The 19,644-nt window shown below is 64.7% G+C and carries 20 protein-coding genes; 9 read left to right on the plus strand and 11 right to left on the minus strand.

Annotated elements, in window-relative coordinates; genetic code table 11:
- Window positions 1–6: 6 nt before the first annotated feature.
- The 3 genes from H6955_09775 to H6955_09785 form a co-directional block, all read right to left on the minus strand.
- Window positions 7–864 carry a sulfurtransferase gene (locus tag H6955_09775; protein ID MCP5313836.1) on the minus strand — a complete coding sequence of 286 codons (858 nt, stop codon included), beginning with the start codon at window positions 862–864 and terminating at the stop codon, window positions 7–9.
- Complete coding sequence (locus H6955_09780) at window positions 861–1,337, minus strand: EVE domain-containing protein (GenBank protein ID MCP5313837.1); 477 nt, start codon at window positions 1,335–1,337, stop codon at window positions 861–863. The genes H6955_09775 and H6955_09780 overlap by 4 nt, the downstream gene beginning before the upstream one ends.
- 135 nt (window positions 1,338–1,472) lie before the next feature.
- Window positions 1,473–1,973 (minus strand): rhodanese-like domain-containing protein, encoded by a 501-nt coding sequence (locus H6955_09785; protein ID MCP5313838.1) that lies wholly within the window; start codon window positions 1,971–1,973, stop codon window positions 1,473–1,475.
- Window positions 1,974–2,372: 399 nt separating this feature from the next.
- On the opposite strand from H6955_09785, the gene H6955_09790 reads away from it, so the two are divergent.
- Window positions 2,373–2,744, plus strand: coding sequence for a hypothetical protein (locus H6955_09790; GenBank protein MCP5313839.1), 372 nt, complete (start codon window positions 2,373–2,375; stop codon window positions 2,742–2,744).
- 131 nt (window positions 2,745–2,875) lie between these two features.
- Here the strand turns inward: H6955_09790 and H6955_09795 are convergent, their stop codons facing one another.
- From H6955_09795 to H6955_09815, 5 genes are all read right to left on the minus strand, one after another.
- Entirely contained in the window at window positions 2,876–3,679 is an 804-nt protein-coding gene (locus H6955_09795) for a hypothetical protein (protein MCP5313840.1), read from the minus strand.
- Window positions 3,680–3,792: 113 nt separating this feature from the next.
- Complete coding sequence (locus tag H6955_09800) at window positions 3,793–4,305, minus strand: hypothetical protein (protein MCP5313841.1); 513 nt, start codon at window positions 4,303–4,305, stop codon at window positions 3,793–3,795.
- A gap of 692 nt (window positions 4,306–4,997) precedes the next feature.
- Entirely contained in the window at window positions 4,998–6,005 is a 1,008-nt protein-coding gene (gene rsgA / locus H6955_09805) for a small ribosomal subunit biogenesis GTPase RsgA (GenBank protein MCP5313842.1), read from the minus strand.
- 5 nt (window positions 6,006–6,010) lie between these two features.
- Window positions 6,011–6,292, minus strand: coding sequence for a cytochrome c (locus H6955_09810; protein MCP5313843.1), 282 nt, complete (start codon window positions 6,290–6,292; stop codon window positions 6,011–6,013).
- A 19-nt stretch (window positions 6,293–6,311) separates the two neighbouring features.
- Entirely contained in the window at window positions 6,312–7,559 is a 1,248-nt protein-coding gene (locus H6955_09815) for a M48 family metallopeptidase (GenBank protein ID MCP5313844.1), read from the minus strand.
- Between the two features lie 149 nt (window positions 7,560–7,708).
- Between H6955_09815 and orn the strand changes: the two genes are divergently transcribed.
- Window positions 7,709–8,254: an oligoribonuclease gene (gene orn / locus H6955_09820; protein MCP5313845.1), complete on the plus strand. Its 546-nt coding sequence runs from the start codon at window positions 7,709–7,711 to the stop codon at window positions 8,252–8,254.
- A gap of 178 nt (window positions 8,255–8,432) precedes the next feature.
- Here orn and H6955_09825 read toward each other — a convergent pair whose 3' ends face one another.
- Both H6955_09825 and H6955_09830 read right to left on the minus strand, forming a co-directional pair.
- Window positions 8,433–8,885: a tetratricopeptide repeat protein gene (locus tag H6955_09825; protein MCP5313846.1), complete on the minus strand. Its 453-nt coding sequence runs from the start codon at window positions 8,883–8,885 to the stop codon at window positions 8,433–8,435.
- A 65-nt stretch (window positions 8,886–8,950) separates the two neighbouring features.
- The gene (locus H6955_09830) at window positions 8,951–10,417 is read right to left on the minus strand and encodes a cytochrome C552 (protein ID MCP5313847.1); all 1,467 of its coding nucleotides are present in this window, start codon (window positions 10,415–10,417) and stop codon (window positions 8,951–8,953) included.
- Between the two features lie 361 nt (window positions 10,418–10,778).
- On the opposite strand from H6955_09830, the gene H6955_09835 reads away from it, so the two are divergent.
- Window positions 10,779–11,495, plus strand: coding sequence for a Crp/Fnr family transcriptional regulator (locus tag H6955_09835; GenBank protein MCP5313848.1), 717 nt, complete (start codon window positions 10,779–10,781; stop codon window positions 11,493–11,495).
- A 6-nt stretch (window positions 11,496–11,501) separates the two neighbouring features.
- Here H6955_09835 and queG read toward each other — a convergent pair whose 3' ends face one another.
- Window positions 11,502–12,572: a tRNA epoxyqueuosine(34) reductase QueG gene (gene queG, locus H6955_09840; protein ID MCP5313849.1), complete on the minus strand. Its 1,071-nt coding sequence runs from the start codon at window positions 12,570–12,572 to the stop codon at window positions 11,502–11,504.
- A 155-nt stretch (window positions 12,573–12,727) separates the two neighbouring features.
- Here queG and H6955_09845 point away from each other — a divergent pair, with 155 nt between their 5' ends.
- The 6 genes from H6955_09845 (at window position 12,728) to miaA (ending at window position 19,572) form a co-directional block, all read left to right on the plus strand.
- Window positions 12,728–14,236, plus strand: a complete 1,509-nt coding sequence (locus tag H6955_09845; protein MCP5313850.1) for an NAD(P)H-hydrate dehydratase — start codon at window positions 12,728–12,730, stop codon at window positions 14,234–14,236.
- 20 nt (window positions 14,237–14,256) lie between these two features.
- Window positions 14,257–14,709: a tRNA (adenosine(37)-N6)-threonylcarbamoyltransferase complex ATPase subunit type 1 TsaE gene (tsaE, locus tag H6955_09850; protein ID MCP5313851.1), complete on the plus strand. Its 453-nt coding sequence runs from the start codon at window positions 14,257–14,259 to the stop codon at window positions 14,707–14,709.
- 104 nt (window positions 14,710–14,813) lie between these two features.
- On the plus strand, window positions 14,814–16,118 hold the full coding sequence (locus H6955_09855) for an N-acetylmuramoyl-L-alanine amidase (GenBank protein MCP5313852.1): 1,305 nt from the start codon (window positions 14,814–14,816) through the stop codon (window positions 16,116–16,118).
- 100 nt (window positions 16,119–16,218) lie between these two features.
- A complete protein-coding gene (locus H6955_09860; GenBank protein ID MCP5313853.1) occupies window positions 16,219–16,644 on the plus strand; it encodes a DsrE family protein in 426 nt (141 codons plus the stop codon).
- A 116-nt stretch (window positions 16,645–16,760) separates the two neighbouring features.
- Window positions 16,761–18,548, plus strand: coding sequence for a DNA mismatch repair endonuclease MutL (gene mutL, locus H6955_09865; protein MCP5313854.1), 1,788 nt, complete (start codon window positions 16,761–16,763; stop codon window positions 18,546–18,548).
- A gap of 67 nt (window positions 18,549–18,615) precedes the next feature.
- Window positions 18,616–19,572, plus strand: a complete 957-nt coding sequence (miaA, locus tag H6955_09870) for a tRNA (adenosine(37)-N6)-dimethylallyltransferase MiaA (protein ID MCP5313855.1) — start codon at window positions 18,616–18,618, stop codon at window positions 19,570–19,572.
- Window positions 19,573–19,644 lie beyond the last annotated feature (72 nt).

Genomic DNA, 19,644 nt, shown 5'->3' on the forward strand with positions numbered 1-19,644 from the left:
CGCTTTTCAGACCCCGGTCGCGATGGGGCGCGCCGGGTCGCGTATCCATTCGCTCCATGAACCCGCGTACAGGCGGCCGCCACGCAATCCGGCAATCTCCATCGCCAGCAGGCTGTGGCAGGCGGTGACCCCGGAGCCGCACATCGCCACCACCGCTTCGGACGGATGCCCGCCGAGCGCGGCGTCGTACAAAGCGCGCAATGCGGACGGTGCCAGGAAGCGACCGTCGCTGCCGATGTTGCGCTGAAGGGGCAGGTTGATCGCTCCGGGGATGTGGCCGGCGACCGGATCGATCGGTTCGGCCTCGCCGGCGAACCGCTCGCGGGTGCGGACGTCGAGCAACAGCAGTTCGTGTCCGTCGCGCTGCAGCTGGCCCAGCAGCGCATCGCTGTCGACCACCTGATGCCAATCCGGATTGCAGGGCAGGGTGCGCGCTGTCGGCGACGCGGGTGGTTCGCTGTCACATGCGAGGCCGGCCGCCTGCCACGCCGGCCAGCCGCCGTCCAGTACCGCTACGGCCGGATGTCCGAGCCAGCGCAGCAGCCACCACAGGCGCACCGCCATGGTGCCGCCACTGTCGTCGTAGGCAACCACCTGGACACCGTCATCGATACCGTGCCGGCCGAGCCAGTCGCACAGCGCCTGCAGATCGGGCAGCGGATGACGTCCGGATTGCGCTGTGATCGGGCTCGACAGGTCGTGGTCGAGATGGGCGTAAAAGGCGCCAGGGATGTGTGCAGCCCGATAGTCGCGGGCGCCGCGGCCGGTGTCCGCGAGATCGAAGCGACAGTCGAACAGACGCCATTGCGGATCGTCCAGGTGGCGGGCGAGTTCGTCGGTGTCGACCAGGGTTTCGTAGCTCACGGGCGGATCTGTTCCAGTTCCAGGATCAGGTCCCAGTGCGCCTTGCCCACCGGCATGACCGACAGGCGGTTGCCCTTGCGCAGCAGCGGCAGGTCCGCCAGTCTCGGGTCGTCCAGCTGCTTGAGTTCGCGCAGCGAAACGACGCGTTTCAGGCGGCGTTTGTACCGGACGTCGACCATGAACCAACGCGGCGCGGCAGGATCGCTCTTCGGATCGTAATACTTGGCGTCCGGATCGAATGCGGTGGGGTCGGGGTAGCCCTCGCGGGCGATCTCGACGATCCCGACGATCCCCGGTTCGTCGCAATTGGAGTGGTAGAAGAACGCGAGGTCGCCCTTCTTCATCTCGTCGCGCATCATGTTGCGCGCCTGGTAGTTGCGCACGCCGTCCCAGGGTTCGGTCTTTTTGGGGCGCGCCTTGAGATGATCGATCCCGAACACATCGGGTTCGGACTTCATCAGCCAGTAGTTCATGGGCTCTCTTTAGGGGTCAACGCTCATCGCGGTTTCGGCCGACAGTCTATCGCAGTCGTATCGCGGCGTTGCAACGGCATCGGCCCGGCGAACGCGATGCGGCCGACCGAGGTCGGCCGCTTGTCGTGGGTCAGATCAACGGGCGGCGGTGGCCGGCCCCAGCGGTTTGTTGGCCTCTTTAGGACCCAGGTATCCGACCAGTCCCTTGAAGCCGCCTTTCAGCACGTAGGTGTCCTCGAAACCGATACTGCGCAGTGCCGTTGCTGCGGCTGTCGCGCGGGTGCCCGAGAGGCACATCACGACGATCGGCCGGTCGGTCGGCAGTTTCGCGAGCTGCTCATGATCGAACAGCTGGGCAAGCGGAATGGCCAGGTGCCCAGGCAGGTTGCCGGTGAAGAACTGGGTCTCTTCCGGGGTGCGGATGTCGAGCGTGACATAGGGTTGGCCGCGCCTCACCGCCTCGACGAACTGGTCTGGATTGATCAGGTGCAGTGCCTTGCCGGCCTTCGCGCCCTGCACCTGCGCGAACATCTGCGCATATTGATCGGCGCGTCCCTGGTCATAGGCGATCGCCGGCATGGCGAGCAGCGCCGATGTCACGACGAGGAAGATGTATTTCAAGAATCGAGTTTTCATCTGGAGCCTCCTTTCGAACTACATTCCTTTCATCAACAATGTGCGCCCTGGCGGCGCCTGGCGAAAGCGGGTCAACCAAAAGGCCTGCGCAGGATCAGGTCGGTATCACGACTTCGAATCTTTTTGCGAATTGGTGACGCCATTCGCCGTGAATTGCGACAAAATAGAAAAATGATCATCGTGCCGCGACGAGTGGTGGGGCGGTCTGCGGATCGTCAGATCACCGCCGATAACACGTCGGTCGAGCGGCGTTCGCGGGTGTGATCACGATGCAAAGTGCAGAGTACACTGCTCGCTGACGAAGGCGCCACGAAGGGTGCTGCCGCCACTCGTAGCGTTTCGTTGTTCGCAATCTTGTTACGTCCGGTTGCAGTACGGATTACCGATGATGGCTTGGGCATGGTGGAACTGATCTGGGAGGATGCCGGCGTACTTCGTCGGATGTCGGGTGTTGTCACCGCAGAGGAACTGGACACGACTGCGGTTGCGCTGCAAGCGGATGAACGAGTGGACCGGCTGCGGTACATCATTCACGATTTTTCGGCCGCCACAGAAATCACCCTGTCGCAGGACGACGTCGAATTCATGGCCGTGCGTGCCAGCGTGGCCCTGCTGCGCAACCCGGGTGTGAGGATCGCTTTCGTGGGCGACCATCCGGTCGTTCATGCACTGATCGATGCGTTCAACAGCCAGGGGGTATCACCCCATCAGTGCCACCGTTTCGATGCAATCGAAGAAGCACGACGTTTTACGGCTGAGCCAGACGGATAGCGCAGGTTCCCATAAGATCACATCGCTTGGAGACGCCGCTTTTCGCGGGGACCAGGCTCCAACCCCATTGGGTGGTCGCGCGCACGGCCCGACCACGCAAAAGGACGGAAATCGAGGCAATCCGATGGTCGCTACCGGCCCCTGTTGCGCTCAACGACTCGCAGTTTGACGATCGTGTCGGCCCCGGGATCCAATGCCAGTGCCGGCAACCCGCCGGCAGCCGAATAAGGCACCTCGATCGTACTGTAGGCGGCGGTCCGATCGTCGACAGGCGCAACCTCCATAGCCGGAAGTGCATCGCCGGCGACCGGCTCGCGAACCGCGACGGTGCCACCGTCCTCGGGCCACTGCCCGCCCGCATATATCGCACCTTCGGCCCATGTCACGGAGCGATCGTAGGCCGCGCCTGTCGCTGCGAGCTGAGCGGTTGTGCGTGCCATCTCCCGCAGCGCGCTTTGCGGGACCAACCGGACATTGACGACCGATTCGTCGGCCCGGTCCCAGACATGGTCGGGCAGGGGCATGCCTTCGACCAACTGCACGATCACCGGCTCGTCCACCGCCTTTGCCCGGACAGGGATTTCGCCGGCGGAGCCTGGAGCGGCTTGAGCGCCACTCTGCCGCAGCTTGACGATCACGCCTTCGTCGACCCGCGCCAAGGCGTCCGGCACCGAAGCATCTTGGGGCAGTGTCAACACGATCGTGTCGGGTTCGACAGCTTCGGACTTCTCCGCGGCGGTTACCGCGGAAGGCTCGCCGGAAAGACCGTTCGGGTTGAACTGGAGCATCACCAGGGTTCCTTCCGGCGGCGACAGGGCTTCGGCCGGCAGCGGGCCTTGAACATAGGGCACGACTATTTCCTCGACAGCTTGCGCTGCAGTCACGTCTCCCCAGTGGAACACAGCCATGGTCGAGACGAGCGCGGTCCGCGCCAATCGTCCAGAGCGCTGCAAGGATCGGATACGGGCCGGTGCGTTCATGTGATTCTCCTTTGCTCCCAAAGGACGCCGCGGTGTCTGGCGCGACTCGGCGAGCGGCCTTGGGCGGCTCAGATGTTGACGGTGTGACCGCTGACCGAGAATGTACAACTCGTCGTACCGGTTCCGTTCGCCCTCTGCACTGCACTGATGACGCCGACGCCGCTCAAGCCACGGTCGGCATACAGTCGCGTGGCCAGCGCACCGACATAGACGGCTCCGAACGCGCCGGTGCCCTGGTATTGAATCGGTATCTGGAAGTTGCGGGTAATGGTGCCGGTTGCCACCGCCTCGACGATGCCGAGTGATGTAACCACGACGGGGTTGCCTGCGTTTGTGGTGCAGGATACCGAGACATACTCCACGACCAGACGGGTGTTCTCCGGTACCTCGGCGATGGGCGTGCCGAAAACGCCGACGAAGCCGGGGTCAACGGTCGTGGTGCCGGAGTCCGCTACCGGCGTGCGCGCGGGGTTCTCGACATCACGCACCGGTGTCGAATAGGCAGCCAGCGCAGACGTCGTAAGCAGGCAGGCACCGAGTACGACTGCGGCACGTTCAACGAAAGATGCAGCGGATGTCATTGTGCAATCCTCCTTGGAAGGATGTTCTTAAACACGTGAACCCAGTGAGGGTCACGGGAAGATTCGAAAGACCTGGAACCGGTACATGTGCAGTCTGCGGCACCTCCAAAGGAGAGCGCATTGGGGACACAAGAGAGGGCACGTGGATGGCCCGGCACGACGGCAGGGAATGACGCGGCCTGGATCGCAACCCGATCGTCAGACAATGAACCGACGCACGTTGTACGAAGGCCGATGGGCATTGAAGATCTCTCGTGTTCTCGACGAGATCTCTATGCATAACGTAAGCCACTGAAAAATTGTCTGCGCGAATCATAGGCTTGCGAAATGTAAGGTTTGTATTGCGGTGTCGGGATGTAAAGAAGTCTGACGGAAAGGGGTTGTGCGGTCGGACTCATGCGTCGTCAGCTGCGAGTGGATGCCTGCTCCGGGCGGATCAGAACCAGGAACAACGTAGCGGGAAGGTCGCTTTCGGATCGCATGCACGCTGCCGTTCGACGGCGAGCATCGGCTTGGAGACTCGGTCGATGGATGGCGTCTTTCCGACTCAAATCCGGCGTCGACCGCGGCCGACTAGCCATGACGCCGGGTGACGCAAGCCGCGCTGCCTTGGCAATGCCCCGGGTTCTCGCCTGATGCCAATCGTCGGGGGCGTTCGACCCATCCGGGCCTATGCGGATGGCGCCGACCGTTCACTCCGGTTCTGCAACGGCGGCAGCCATGTGCTGGTAGCTCTCGAGTCTCGACGGATGGATCTTGCCGGCCTCGACTGCGGCGCGAATCGCGCATCCGGGTTCGGCCAGATGGGCACAGTTGTGGAAGCGGCACTGGCCGAGAAACGGCAGAAAGTCGCGGAAACCACGTTCGAGTTCCTGACGGGAGAGCGGGCCGAGGCGGAAACTGCGCACCCCCGGCGAGTCGATCAGGTCGCCGCCATGTTCCAGCGGATACAGAGTCGCCGCCGACGTGGTGTGCCTGCCAAGCCCGGTCGCTTCGGAGAGCTGTCCTTCCTCGGCGCGCCGATGCGGTATCAGCGCATTGATCAGCGACGATTTACCAACCCCGGACTGGCCGACCAGTATGCTGGTTTCGCCGCGCAGATGCGCCAGCAGCGGGTCCAGTCCGTGTTCTGTCTTGGCGCTGATCTCGATCAATGGGTAACCCAGCTGTTCGTAGTGTTCGAAGCGCGCGTGGAATGCCGCGCGTCCGGCCTCGTCGAGCAGGTCGACCTTGTTCAGGCAGATCACACCGCGAACACCGATTCGCTCTGCGGCGACCAGGTATTGGTCGAGCAGATATCCGGTCGGTTCCGGTCGGGCGGCGAGTACCACGACGAGTTGCGTGATGTTCGCGGCGATTGCCTTTTCCTGGCCATCCGGTGCGGGTCTGGTCAACGCGGTCACCCGCGGCTGAACTGCGACCACCACGGCCTCGCCGTCCCCGACCGGCTGCCACACCACGTTGTCGCCGCACACGACCTCGCCGAGGTTCGCGCGAAACATCGCGTGCAGTTCGTCGCCCAATGGGGTGCGCACGGTCAGGTTGCGGCCATGCCGTACCACGACCCGTCCCGCGTGTTGACGTTCCTGATCCGTTCCGGCGAGCGCGTGCTCGGCGCGCGCGTCGGCGCGTTGCCGGCGTTGTTCCTGGATTCGAGCGATGCGCGCCTGCTGTTGTTTGCTGAGCCTGCGGCGCGCCATACGCGTTACTTGGCGAACTTGTAGTAGCGGGTGTTCAGGTAGTCGATCAGTTGTGCCAGCGGTTCGGGTGGCAGCTTTGCCGCCAGGTTGATGTCGCACCGTTCGACCTGCGCCTCGAGCGCGGGATACGACCGGACGCGGCGGTCTTCACGGGTGTAGACGCTGCTGTCGTGGCAACGTGTGCATTGCTCGTTGTGGTACGCGGAGGCGTCGAATGCGCGGGCTGCTGCGGGCAGGGTAGCGCTGATCAGGGCGGCGGCAAACGCGAGCGGAAGCTGATGTCTCATGGAAGATCTCCTAACCAGGTCAGGCACCGATTTTCGCCGACAGGTGCGCGATCCGCAGCGGTGCCGGGGGGTGACTGTGATAAAAAGCGGAGTACAGCGGATCCGGTGTCAGCGTGCTTGCGTTGTCGCGGTACATTTTCACCAGGCCGCTGATCAGATGGCTCGCGTCGGTCTGCTCGGCGGCGAAGTCGTCCGCCTCGAACTCGTGACGCCGGGACAACGCGGTCAGTAGCGGGTTGATGAACAGCGTGAACACCGGCAGGACCAGCATGAAAAGCGCCAGCGCCAGCCCCGGCGAAGCGCGCGTCACACCCAGGTCCTCGAAGAACCAGGGTTGCTGTACCAGCCATCCGAGCAACGCGAGTCCGGCCAGCGCCATGGCTGCCGACAAAGACAGCATCTTGACCACGTGACGACGTTTGAAATGGCCCAACTCGTGCGCCAGCACCGCCTCCACCTCGTCGGCACTGAGTCCGTCGAGCAGGGTGTCGAAGAATACGATTCGCTTGTTCGTTCCAAAGCCGGTGAAGTAGGCGTTGCCGTGCGCGGAACGCCGCGAACCGTCCATCACGAACATCCCGTTGCTGCGAAAACCGCAGCGATGCAGCAGCGCCTCGAGGCGGGTGCGCAGTGCCTCGTCGGCGAGCGGCTTGAAACGATTGAACACCGGTGCTATCCAGATCGGATAGGCCCAGGTGATGAACAGCGAGAACGCCATCCAGACCAGCCAGGCCCAAAGCCACCAGAAGGTACCGGCACCGTCCATCAGCCACAGGATTGCAGCGATCAAGGGAGTGCCCAGCACCAACAGCAGCGCGACGCCGAGCAGCTTGTCCTTGACGAAGCCGACCGGAGAGGTGCGATTGAATCCGAATCGCTCCTCGATGTGGAAGGTACGCCAAATCGAGAGCGGCAGGTCGATCAGGCCACCGATCAGGATCGTGGCGATGATCAGCACGACGCCGCCCCACGGGGCCGAAAGACCCCAGTCCGCGATCCTGGTGTCGAGCCATGCGAGGCCGCCGCCCAGAGTCCACCCGAGCACGACCAGCGCGGTCAACAGCAGATCCCAGCGTTCGGCCGCGAGTCGCGCGAGACTGTAACTGGCGGCCTTCTGGTGTTCCGCGAGGCTGATGCGGTCCGCGAAGGCCCTCGGGACTGTGCGCTGATGCGCAATCACATGTGCCGACTGGCGCGCGACCAGCCACAGCTGCATCGCGAGACCCGCGACCAGCGCAAGCAGAAAAAGCAGGGTAAAGGTACTCATGGCGAAGATCATACGTCACCGCGGCCGGCCCCGGGGGGGTTGTCGCGCGCGGCGCAGGGTTTCTTTGCAGGTGAAGCGGCGACTGCGCTTGGTCCACGGATGCGTCTAGAATGGGCGCTGTTTTTTGCTCAGCAGGGGAGCGATTGCCGATGCCGGTGGCCGACACGAATCTGATCTGGATCGATCTCGAGATGACCGGTCTCGATCCACAGCTTGACCAGATCATCGAGATCGCCACCGTGGTCACCGATGCCGAGCTGAACGAGTTGGCCGAAGGGCCGGTGATCGCTATCCACCAGCCGGATGCGGTTCTGGCAGGGATGGACGAGTGGAACACGCGGCAGCACGGCGGTTCGGGGCTGACCGCGCGGGTGCGCACCAGTAGCGTCGATCTGGCTGGTGCCGAGCAGCGAACGCTGACGTTCCTTGAGCAGTGGGTGCCGAAAGGCGTGTCACCGATGTGTGGCAACTCGATCTGTCAGGACAGGCGATTCATGGCGCGCCTGATGCCGACCCTCGAGGCATTTTTTCATTACCGCAATCTCGATGTCTCGACAGTGAAGGAGCTGGCGCGGCGATGGGCGCCAACGGTCTACCAGGGCTTCAACAAGGATTCGTCGCACCTCGCGCTCGACGACATCCGCGACTCGATTGCCGAGTTGCGTCACTACCGCGAACATTTTTTGCGCGGCTGAGCACCGGTGGATCGGTTGCGTACCGGTTGGGGTCGGGCAGCTGCGTCGGTGCGTTGCAGGCAGGCCCCACTCGCTCGTGATGGCCGGGCTCGGGAAACCCGGCGGTGCGGTGGTAGGAAAGGCGTCGGGTGGGGGCGCTGCGCGAGCCGGTAACGGTCCCGCGCAAAAAGGATCTCTGTTATTGGTGCATGCCGAGCATGCCCGGCTCGCGGCTGTCGATCCACTCGATCACCGAGTCGACCTCGGCCGGATTCTGCACACCGCGTGCCTTGGCCTCGACAAAGGCCGCGCGCGCAGGACCGTACTCGCCCATGTGCAGGTAACCCATGCCCATGCCGATGAAGGCCCCGGCGCTGGGGTCGCCCAGCATGACCGCCTGCTGAAAACTCTTGACCGCATCGGCATAGTGCTGACTGGCGAGTTGCATGCCGCCGAGACGGTTAAAGGCCTGGTGGGAGTCCGGTTGCTCCTTGACCAGGGTTTCGTAGACACCCAATGCACCCTGCACATCGCCGGCGGCGGCCAGCCGCTCACCTTCGTCGAGGGTCGCCGCCGATTGCGCAAGCGCGGGGCCCGCGCCCGTCAGCACCAGGTACAGGCATCCACTCAACAGAAAAATCAAACGTCGCATCTTTAGAGTACTCCACAAAAAAGGCGTGCCCGGTTACCCGGACACGCCCACTCGGTGTTGGCCGATTACTTCAGCGAGCCTTTTCCGTAGCGCTCTTCAAAGCCCTTGCGGACCTTGTCGATCTGCTCCTTGCTCATGCCCTCGAAGTACCAGCTGTGGCCGTCGATCGGCTTGAAGTACTTTTCGAGCATCGCATCGGCGAACTTTTCGTTGCCGTCCTTCTTGTGAACGACCTCTTTGAGCTCCGGAATCCACTCAAAATAGGTGTTCTTGGCGACATCGTAGATGCCGTGCCACCAGGCGTAGTCCGGACCGGACATCGAGGCGCCGTGACGTGCGCGGCGTCCTTCGTGGTGCCAGATCTCCCACCAAACCCATTCGATCTTCTCGTCGAACGGCGACCCGGTGATGTAGCCGGCCTTCTTCAGTTCACCCATGATCGCGGCGATCGGCTTGGCGAACTTTTCGTTGTACAGCTCCACGAGGTTGTCGAACTGGATGTAGTGGCCTTCCACAACGCCTTCGCTATGACAGGCAAGGCAGACTTCCTGCATCTTGTCGCGGCGGTCCTTCCAGGTCAGGACCTCGACGACCTTGGCACCGGCGGCCCAGTCGGGCGACGAACCGATCTTCGGCAGCTCGGGGTTTTCACCCGGGATGTCCTTCTCCTGGCCGTTGTCTAGGCGGACCAGGTTGATCTTGTTCGATATCGGCGGACGCAGCGTCCAGGAGATGCGATCACCGACGTTGTGCGTCTTCGGCTGGTCGCCGCCACGGCTCATGTGGCAGGTGGCGCAGGTCGGAGCGGCCGAGTAGTCGATGCCGGCGACCCACTTGTCGGACTCGAGGTTCATCTCGTCGACCTTGGCACGATAGATGATGCCGTGCTTGGACTCGTTGTAGACCTCGATCTGCGGATGGTCGGGACCGACGTGGCACTTGCCGCAGGTGTCCGGCGTACGGGCCTGGGCCTTCGAGAAGCGGTGACGACCGTGGCAGGCGGTGCAGGAGCCTTCGCTGCCGTCCGGGTTCTTGCGCCCGATACCGGTGTTCGGCCAGGTGCCCGGCGTGGGTTTGCCGTCTTTGCCGACCTCGACGACCGCGCCATGACACTGGCGGCAGCCGACGACGACGGCGGCCGGTCCACCGACCACTTCGCCGAGCAGGTTATCCAGCGAGGCCAGGATACGGCCGGCATGCGCATGGTGCGAGCCGTCCATCTCTTCGAACTCGGTCTGGTGACAGCGCGAGCAGTCTTTCGGGGAAACGATAATCGAGATCAGTTGCTTCTTGTGTTCGAAGGCGTCTTTGTCGCCTTTTTCGGCTTTATGACAGTCGAGGCAGTTGACCCCGGCCTGTCCGTGCTGGCTATGGTTCCATTCCTGGGTCAGGCCTGGATTCTCTGTCCAGTGACACTCGACACATTCCTGGCCCGCCGGGTCGCCCCAGTCTTTGCCTATCTCGCCGGCCGGTCGGGCGGCGAAGGCGGTGCCTGCTGCCAGCATCAAACCCAGCGCCATCAAGCGACGCATGAGACGATGGCTGGCCGCGCTGTTCGCTTGGCTCATCGCGGAGTCCTCCAAAATGGTGCGGCCGGGTCCAGAGGACTCGGCGGTTATTCTTTATTGCCCGAGCCTGGCCACGCGCAACAGGCCAAGTCGGTCCGCGGAACGCTACCTGGGGCTCCCGCCGGGAACCTTGAGTGAAATCAAGAATCAGAGTGTGGTTTTTCGACCTCGACACAAAGCGAGCTTTTCTTGACTTGAATCAATATTCGGGGGCCGGTCACCAAATCGAAGTCAAGTCGTCCCCGGTTCCCAGGATTGAGAATAGCGGTTCAGGGACGCCGGGTATCCCCGCCGGGAGGTGGCGGCACACGCATTGGGAGTGATCATGGGGGCGAGCGCAATCGGTCTGGACCCCGAGCAGCTGCGGGATCAGACGCTTTTTCGCAACCTGGCCGCCGCGGATCTGGAGGTCATGGCAGCGGGCGGCTGCCTCGTCAGCGAGGCACGGGGGGCACGCATCATCGGACGCGGCGACCGGCTCGACGGGATGTACACGGTATTCGACGGGCGTCTGAAACTGTACATGCTGTCCTGCAACGGTGATGAGCGGGTATTGCGGGTGCTGCGACCGGGTGAAAGCTTCGGTGAGGCGATCATGTTCAACGCCATCCCCAGCCCGGTGTTCGTCGATGCCCTGACCCAGGTGGAGCTCGGGTACTTTCCCCGCCAGGTCATCGCCGATGCGCTGGCCCGGTTGCCGAATTTCACCACCTCGATGCTGCAGGGAATGAGCGCCCTGATGCGGGAACTGATTCAGGATCTCGAAACCTGCTGCCTGCACAGCGCGATGCAGCGGACGGTGAACTACCTGCTGCGTGAGGCCGAATCCAGTCCGCCCCCGCACATCGCGGTCGAATTGCCGGCGCCCAAGTCGGTCGTGGCCAGCACGCTCAACATCTCCGCGGAGACCTTTTCGCGGGAGCTGCACCGATTGCAGGGTGAAAGTCTGATCGAGATCGATCGGCGCACCATCTATCTACGTGACCGCGAGGCGCTGGCCGCGTTGCTCGATGGTGGCCCGCCGGCGGCAAGGTCGAACTGAACGCAGTCAGGCGCCACCGACACGCTGTCGGGCCAGTGCCCATCGTACGTGTTCGCGCACCATGGGATCGGCGTGGTCCGCCCGCGTCTGCAGTATGCCGATCACCCGGGCGTCGTGCGGCGCATTCCCGAGCGCGACTGCGATGTTGCGCAGCCAGCGCCGGTAACCGATGCGGCGGATCGCCGAGCCGGTCGTCCGCTCCAGGAATTCCTCCTCGTTCCACGCAAACAGCTCGATCAGAGTAGCGCTGTCCAGGCCATGCCGGGGCAGGAAATCGACCTCGTCGGTCGGGGTCGCGAACCGGTTCCATGGGCAGACCTGCTGGCAGTCATCACAGCCGTAGACGCGGTTGCCGAGCAGCGGGCGGAGTGATTCGGGGATCGAATCGGACAACTCGATCGTCAGGTAGGAGATGCAGCGCCGCGCATCGACTTCGTACGGTGCGACGATCGCGCCTGTCGGACAGGCGTCGATGCATGCCCGGCAGTCGCCGCAGTGCTCGTCGACCGGCCGGTCGATCGGCAGTGGCAGGTCGGTGTACAGCTCGCCAAGGAAAAACCACGAACCGGCACTGCGGTCGAGCAGGTTGCTGTGTTTGCCGATCCAGCCAAGCCCGGCCTTGGCCGCGATCGCCTTTTCCATCACCGGTGCCGAGTCGACGAACGCACGGTAGCCGAACCTGCCGACCTCGCCCTCGATCCGCTCGGCGAGTTTCTGCAGTCGACCGCGCAACACCTTGTGGTAGTCCCGGCCGAGCGCATAGCGAGAAACGAAAGCCTGTGCCGGTTGCGTCAGCAATGGCCGAGGGTCCGGTTCGTCCGGCAGGTAGTCCATGCGCACCGCGATGATCCGCAGCGTGCCCGGTACCAGTTCGGCTGGACGCGTGCGCCGCGTGCCGTGCCGCTGCATGTAGGCCATCTGGCCGTGGTAGCCCTGTGCGAGCCAGCGTCGCAGATGCTGTTCGGCGTCGTCCAGATCGGTGTCGCTGATGCCGATTTTCTGGAAACCGAGTTCGCGTCCCCATTGCTTGATGCAACGGGCGAGGTGATCGAAATCGATGTCGCTTGACCTGTCCACTGCGCGACAAGGTAAACCACAAGCCGGTTGGACTTCACGCAATCGCGGGTTGCTGCCGACAATCGTTGCCGGTCCACGCGCTGCGCCGGATCTGGTTTAACCTAGGGAGCTATCGCGAGCCGCTCCCGTTGCCGCGCTCCAGTCGGTTGAAAACCATGGGTTATCGAACTCTGCCAGCATCGTCGGACCTGCCGCGCGCCTTGTATACCGCCGAGCAGGTGCGCGCATTCGATCGGATCGCGATCGAGCACTTCCAGATCCCCGGGCTGGAGCTCATGGAACGGGCAGGGCGTGCGGTGTTCGGGCACCTGGTGCAGCGCTGGCCGGAGGCCCGCAGACTGGTTGTGGTGACCGGGACCGGCAACAATGCGGGTGACGGTTTCGTGGTCGCGCGACTCGCCCGCGAGGCCGGACTCGACGTGCAGGTGCTGCAGCTCGGCGACCCTGCGCGGTTGCGCGGCGATGCGCTGACCAACGCCGAGCGCTGGGCCGGGGTCGGCGGGCATTGGGAACCGTTCGAGCGTCTGCCGGACGACGCCGAACTGATCGTCGATGCGATCTTCGGTACCGGTCTGGAGCGGCCGGTCGAGGGCGTCTGGGCGCAGGCGGTCGCGGCATTGAATGCGCACCGTGCGCCCTGTCTGGCAATCGATGTGCCATCCGGTCTCCACACCGACTACGGCAGCGTCCTCGGCATCGCGATCCGGGCCACGCTGACGGTGACGTTCATCGGCCTGAAGATCGGCCTGTTCACGGGTGATGGACCGGATTGCTGTGGCGAGGTGGTGTTCGACGGGCTTGGCGTGCCGGCCGCGGTGTATGGCAGCAGCGTCGCCAGCGCGCGGCGCATCGACTGGGTCAAGCAATCGGGGCTGCTCGGCACGCGTCGGCGCAATGTGCACAAGGGGCATTTCGGCCATGTGCTGGTGATCGGTGGGAACCATGGCATGGGCGGCGCGGCGCGGCTCGCCGCCGAAGCGGCGCTGCGTTGCGGTGCGGGCCTGGTCAGTCTGGCGACCCGCCCGGAGCATGTCGCTCCGGTGCTCGCCGCCCGTCCAGAGGTCATGGTGAAGGGGGTCGAGGATGCGGCCGCACTGCAACCGCTGCTGCGTCAGTCGAGCGTGGTCGCGATCGGTCCCGGGCTGGGCCGCGATGCCTGGGCCGGGGCGCTCTGGCAGGCCGCCCTGGAGAGCGGTCGGCCGCTGGTCGTGGACGCCGACGCGCTGCGCCTGTTGGCCGGGTACGGCAAGCGGCGCAGCGACTGGGTGTTGACGCCCCATCCGGGCGAGGCCGCGGCACTGCTCGATGTGTGCAGCGCCGAGATCAACGCCCAGCGCGTGTCGAGCGCGCTGCAGATCCAGCGTCGCTTCGGCGGCAGCGTGGTGCTGAAGGGGGCCGGTTCGGTCGTCGCCAGCGAAGGCGATGCACCGCCCGCGTTGTGCAGCGACGGCAACCCGGGCATGGCCAGCGGCGGCATGGGCGACGCGCTGACCGGGGTGATCGCCGGCCTCCTCGCCCAGGGGCTCGCACTGCGTGATGCCACGGAATCCGGCGTCTGTCTGCATGCGGCGGCCGGGGATGCCGCTGCCCGGCAGGGCGGCCAGCGTGGCCTGCTGGCCGGCGACCTGATCGGCGAATTGCGTCGCCTGGTGAATCCGAAGTGAACGAATCGACTTTCTGGCCGATAGTCCTGTGCAGTGAGACCGAGCAGGCGGCGTTTGGCGCGCGCCTGGCGGCTGCCTGCACCGGGCCGGCGCTGATCTTCCTGGAAGGGGAGCTGGGCGCCGGCAAGACGACGCTGACGCGCGGTTTCCTGCGCGGCCTGGGGCATCAGGGTGCGGTCAGGAGTCCGACCTACACGCTGGTCGAGCCGTACCTGATTGGTAAGCGGCGGGTGTACCACCTCGATCTCTACCGGGTCGCCGACCCGGCCGAGCTGGAGTTTCTGGGATTGCGCGAGATGCTCACGGAGGACGCGGTGCTGCTGATCGAATGGCCTGAGCGCGGTGCCGGCTGGCTGCCAGCCGCCGACCTGCGGATACATATCGAGCACTGCCCCGAGGGGCGCCGGGTCTGGCCGGAGGCCTTCGGCGAGCGTGGCAGGGCCTGCCTCAGCCGGCTCGAGGAGCACTTCTAGTAGTCAACGAGGAAAGTAGTATATCTGACGGTTTTAACTGGGAAATATGAAATTCATATGCTATCTTCATCGCATTGGCTCCGGGCTATCGGAACGCTGAACCCATGAAGCGACTGCTCAGCTCTCTACTGCTGATCCTTTTGGCCGGCCCATCGTTTGCGGCGGAGGTGGCCGGAGTACGCCTGTGGACCGCACCCGATCACACCCGCCTGGTGTTCGATACCACAGGACCGGCCGACCACAAGGTGTTCGCACTCGACGAACCCGATCGGCTGGTGATCGATTTCACGCAGGTGAGCCTCGCCGAAGGGTTTTCCGACAACGGCCTGAGCGATCGGTATCTCACCCGTATGCGGCACGCAGCGCGCCCGGACGGCGGCCTGCGCGTGGTACTGGACCTGCGTCAGCCGGTCCGTCCCAAGACCTTTCTACTGAAGCCGAACGAGACCTATGGACATCGCCTGGTGGTCGATCTGTACCCGGTGGAGGCCACCAGTGAACCGCGGGTGGCCAAGTCGGCGGCGGACATCGAGCGGGCACGCGATGTGGTGGTCGCGGTCGACGCCGGCCATGGTGGCGACGACCCCGGCGCGACCGGGCGACGCTATAGGACCGACGAGAAAGACGTCACGCTGGAGATCGCGCGACGCGTGAAACGGGCGATCGACGCGCGCCCCGGCATGCGCGCCGAGCTGACCCGGACCGGCGACTATTACATCGGCCTGCGCAAGCGCATGGCGCTCGCCCGGGAAAAACGCGCCGATCTGTTCGTGTCGATTCACGCGGATGCGTTCCGTGACAAGCGCGTGCGGGGATCTTCGGTCTATGTGCTGTCGCAGCGTGGTGCATCCAGTGAGGCCGCGCGTTGGCTGGCGGAGAAGGAGAACGCCTCCGATCTGGTCGGCGGCGTGAGCCTGGACGACAAGGACGACGTGCTCGCCTCGGTATTGCTCGATCTGTCGCAGTCCGCGACCCAACACGCCAGCCTGGATGCGGCGGGCAAGCTGTACCAGCAGCTCCGACAGGTCGGCAAGATACATGGCCGACGCGTGCAGCAGGCCGGTTTCATGGTGCTGAAATCGCCGGACGTACCCTCCGTGCTGGTCGAGACCGGGTTCATCTCCAACCCCGACGAAGAGCACAATCTGCGCGATCCCGGGCACCAGGAACGCCTCGCCAAGGCGATCGCCGACGGCGTCGAAAGGTTTTTCGCCGAGGCGCCGCCGCCCGGGACACTGCTTGCCGAACGCACCAAGGCGGTGGTCAAGCATGTGATCTCCCGGGGTGACACCCTGTCGGAGATCGCCGAACGCTACCAGGTCAGCCTGGCCTCGCTGCGCCGGGAGAACGCGATCAGCAGCGACAATCATATCCGTATCGGTCAGGTGCTGGTGATTCCCGGCACCTGATTTGCGTCGCTTTGGAATAAGCCGACATCAGCTGCGTCTACAGTGTGGCAAACCGGGGCAAAGGTCAGGCACCCGGTACAACCACCGACTGGAGAGAGCTATGCGGTTTTTGTTTATCCCCCTTGCCATGTTGCTGGCGTCCGCGGTCAATGCCGCCGACGTGCATCGTATCGTGTTGCATCTCGACGAGGCCGACCCGGAGCGGCAGAACCTCGTATTGAACAATGCGTCCAATATCAACAACTACTACCTGGACAAGGGCGAGGAAGCCGAGATCGAGATCGTCGCGTACGGCCCGGGCCTGACGCTGCTGGTGCCCGGCAAGTCACCGGCCGGCGACCGGGTGAAGAGCATCTCGCAGAGCTACAACAACGTGAAGTTCAAGGCGTGTGGCAACACCTTGACCAAGATGTCCAAGAAGGCCGGCAAGGAAATCAAGTTGATGCCCGAGGCGGAGATCGTACCGGCCGGCGTGATCCACCTGGTCCAGCGCCAGGAGGAGGGGTGGAGCTATATCCGACCCTGAGCCGATCAAGACTCCAAATGGAAGGCCTTGGCCCGCGCGATGCGGGCCTTTTTGTTGGCTGCGCACGCACGGTCACGGTGTGGCCAGGTGGTCGGGCGCAGTGGCAGAATGCGCCGATGTCGGCCCGAATCCACGCCCTCCCCGTACAACTCGTCAACCAGATCGCCGCGGGCGAAGTCGTCGAGCGGCCGGCATCGGTCGTCAAGGAACTGGTCGAGAACAGTCTCGACGCCGGCGCGACGCGCGTGCAGGTCGACGTCGAACAGGGCGGGATCAAGTTGATCCGCATCACCGACGACGGTGTCGGTATCGAGCGCGATGACCTGGCGCTTGCGCTCGCGCGCCACGCGACCAGCAAGCTGAGCGCACTCGAAGACCTGGAGCGGATTGCGAGTATGGGCTTTCGTGGCGAGGCATTGCCGGCAATCGCGTCGGTGTCGCGCCTGACCCTGGCATCGCGTGCCCGCGGCGCGCAGCACGCCTGGGAGATGCAGGCCCCCGACGAACAGCCACGTCCGCATGCACTGCCGGCGGGCACTGTCGTCACCGTGCGCGACCTGTTCTTCAACACCCCGGCGCGGCGCAAGTTCCTGCGCAGCGACAAGACCGAATTCGGGCATCTCGAACTGGTGGTCAGACGGCTCGCACTGGCGCGCCCGGAGGTCGCGTTCACGCTCAATCACAATGGCCGCGAGGTGTTCGCGAGCCGGCGCGCCGACGACCGCGCGAGCCATGCGCGCCGGCTGGCCGATCTGCTCGGCGACACCTTCGTTGACGCGGCGATCCATGTCGAGCACGCGGCGGCCGGCCTGCATCTCTCCGGATGGGTGGCGCGGCCGACGTTCTCGCGCAGCCAGGCGGACATGCAGCACTTCTACGTCAACCGCCGCATGGTGCGTGACAAGCTGGTGACCCACGCGGTTCGCCAGGCATTCCAGGACGTGCTGTTTCACGGTCGCCACCCGGCCTATGTGTTGTTTCTAGAACTGGATCCCGCACTGGTGGATGTCAATGTGCACCCGACCAAACACGAGGTCCGGTTTCGCGAGGGCCGACTGGTCCACGACTTCCTGTTCCGTACGCTGCATAGTGCATTGGCCGAGCCGCTGAACGAAGGCGAGGCCGCTGCAGGCGACCTGGCGGCCGTCACGGCTCCGGCAGCCGTCGGGCGGGACTCAGTGCCGGTGGCCGAACCGCCACGCCAGGCCGCGATGCCGCTGCGTGTCGCGGAACACCGCAGCGCCTACCGCGCGGCCTACGACTGGCAGGCGCCGGCACCCGCGGGAGCGGCGCACAGTGTCACCGATGAACAACCGTCCGAGCACCCATTGGGGTTTGCGATCGCCCAGCTGCACGGCGTGTACGTGCTCGCGCAGAACATCAACGGCCTGGTGTTGGTCGACATGCACGCGGCGCACGAACGGATCACCTACGAAGCCTTCAAGCGCGCGCTGCAGGGCGAGGGCATCAAGAGTCAGCCGCTGCTGGTACCGGTCACGGTGGCGGTCAGCGCGCGCGAAGCGGACCTGATCGAGGAACAGGGTACGGCGCTTGCCGGGCTAGGTATGCAGGTCGACCGCATCGGGCGACAGAGCCTGGTGGTGCGCGCGTTGCCGGCGTTGTTGCGCAATGCCGATGCGGAACGCCTGCTGCGCGACGTGTTGGCCGATCTCGCGGTGCACGGCAGCAGCCGACGGGTCGCCGAGCAGATCAACGAGGTACTCGCGACCATGGCCTGCCACGCGTCGGTGCGCGCCAACCGCCGCCTGACGTCGGAAGAGATGAATGCGCTGCTGCGCGATATCGAACGCACCGAGCGCAGCGGGCAGTGCAATCACGGGCGGCCGACCTGGATCGAGGTCGATATGCAGAGTCTGGATCGCCTGTTTCTGCGTGGTCGCTGAGGGTCGGGACGGTGCGTCAGTTCCTGCATCGCATGCCTTGCTGCCGAGCGCAATGGATGCCGATCGGGTGAACGCCGCTCAGGACGCGTTGCCGCCGGCGATCCTGCTGATGGGCCCGACCGCGTCGGGCAAGACCGATCTCGCGATTGCGTTGCGCGACGAATTCCCGGTCGAACTGATCAGCGTCGATTCGGCGATGGTCTATCGCGGCATGGATATCGGCACCGCCAAGCCGAGTCCGGCGGAGCTGGCACGTGCGCCACACCGCCTGGTCGACATCTGTGATCCCGCCGAAAGCTACTCGGCGGCGCGTTTCCGCGAGGACGCGCTGCGCGCGATGCGGGAGATCACCGCCGCGGGACGGATCCCGCTGCTGGTGGGCGGCACCATGCTGTATTTCCGTGCGCTGCAATACGGCCTTTCGGAACTGCCGCAGGCCAATCCGGCGATCCGCGCGCGCCTCGAGAAACAACTCGCGGTACGAGGCCTGGCGGCGCTGCATGCAAAACTGAGCGAAGTCGACCCGGCCGCGGCGGCGCGCATCCACCCCAACGATCCGCAACGCACCCTGCGCGCGCTCGAAGTCTGGGAGGTGACCGGGCGCCCGCTGAGCGAATTGCAGCGGGGTGCAGGCGCGGCGATGCCGTTCCGCGCAATCAAGCTGGTGCGCTGCCCGTCGTCGCGTGCCGAGCTGCACGCGCGGATCGATGCGCGCTTCGTGCGCATGCTCGACGAGGGCCTGCTCGACGAGGTGAGGCGTCTGGTCGCACGTGGCGATCTGGATCCGGAGATGCCGTCGATGCGCTCGGTCGGCTACCGCCAGGTGTGGGCATGGATGCGCGGGGAATTTTCTCGCACGGAGATGGTCGAACGGGGCCAGGCAGCGACCCGCCAGCTCGCCAAACGGCAGATGACCTGGTTGCGCAGCGAGACGGGGCCCGAATGGCTCGACGAGACCGGCGGGGTGTTGCGCCAGGCGATGGCGTCGATTGCCGCGGCATTGTCCGGGCGGACGCGAAGCTAAGTCCGGTGGCGCGCCAGGGGCACGGCTAACCATTCGTAAGCATTGATGAATTCACAAACCCGAGCAGGCCGC

Source organism: Chromatiaceae bacterium (assembly GCA_024235395.1).
GTDB lineage: Bacteria > Pseudomonadota > Gammaproteobacteria > Chromatiales > Chromatiaceae > Thiosocius.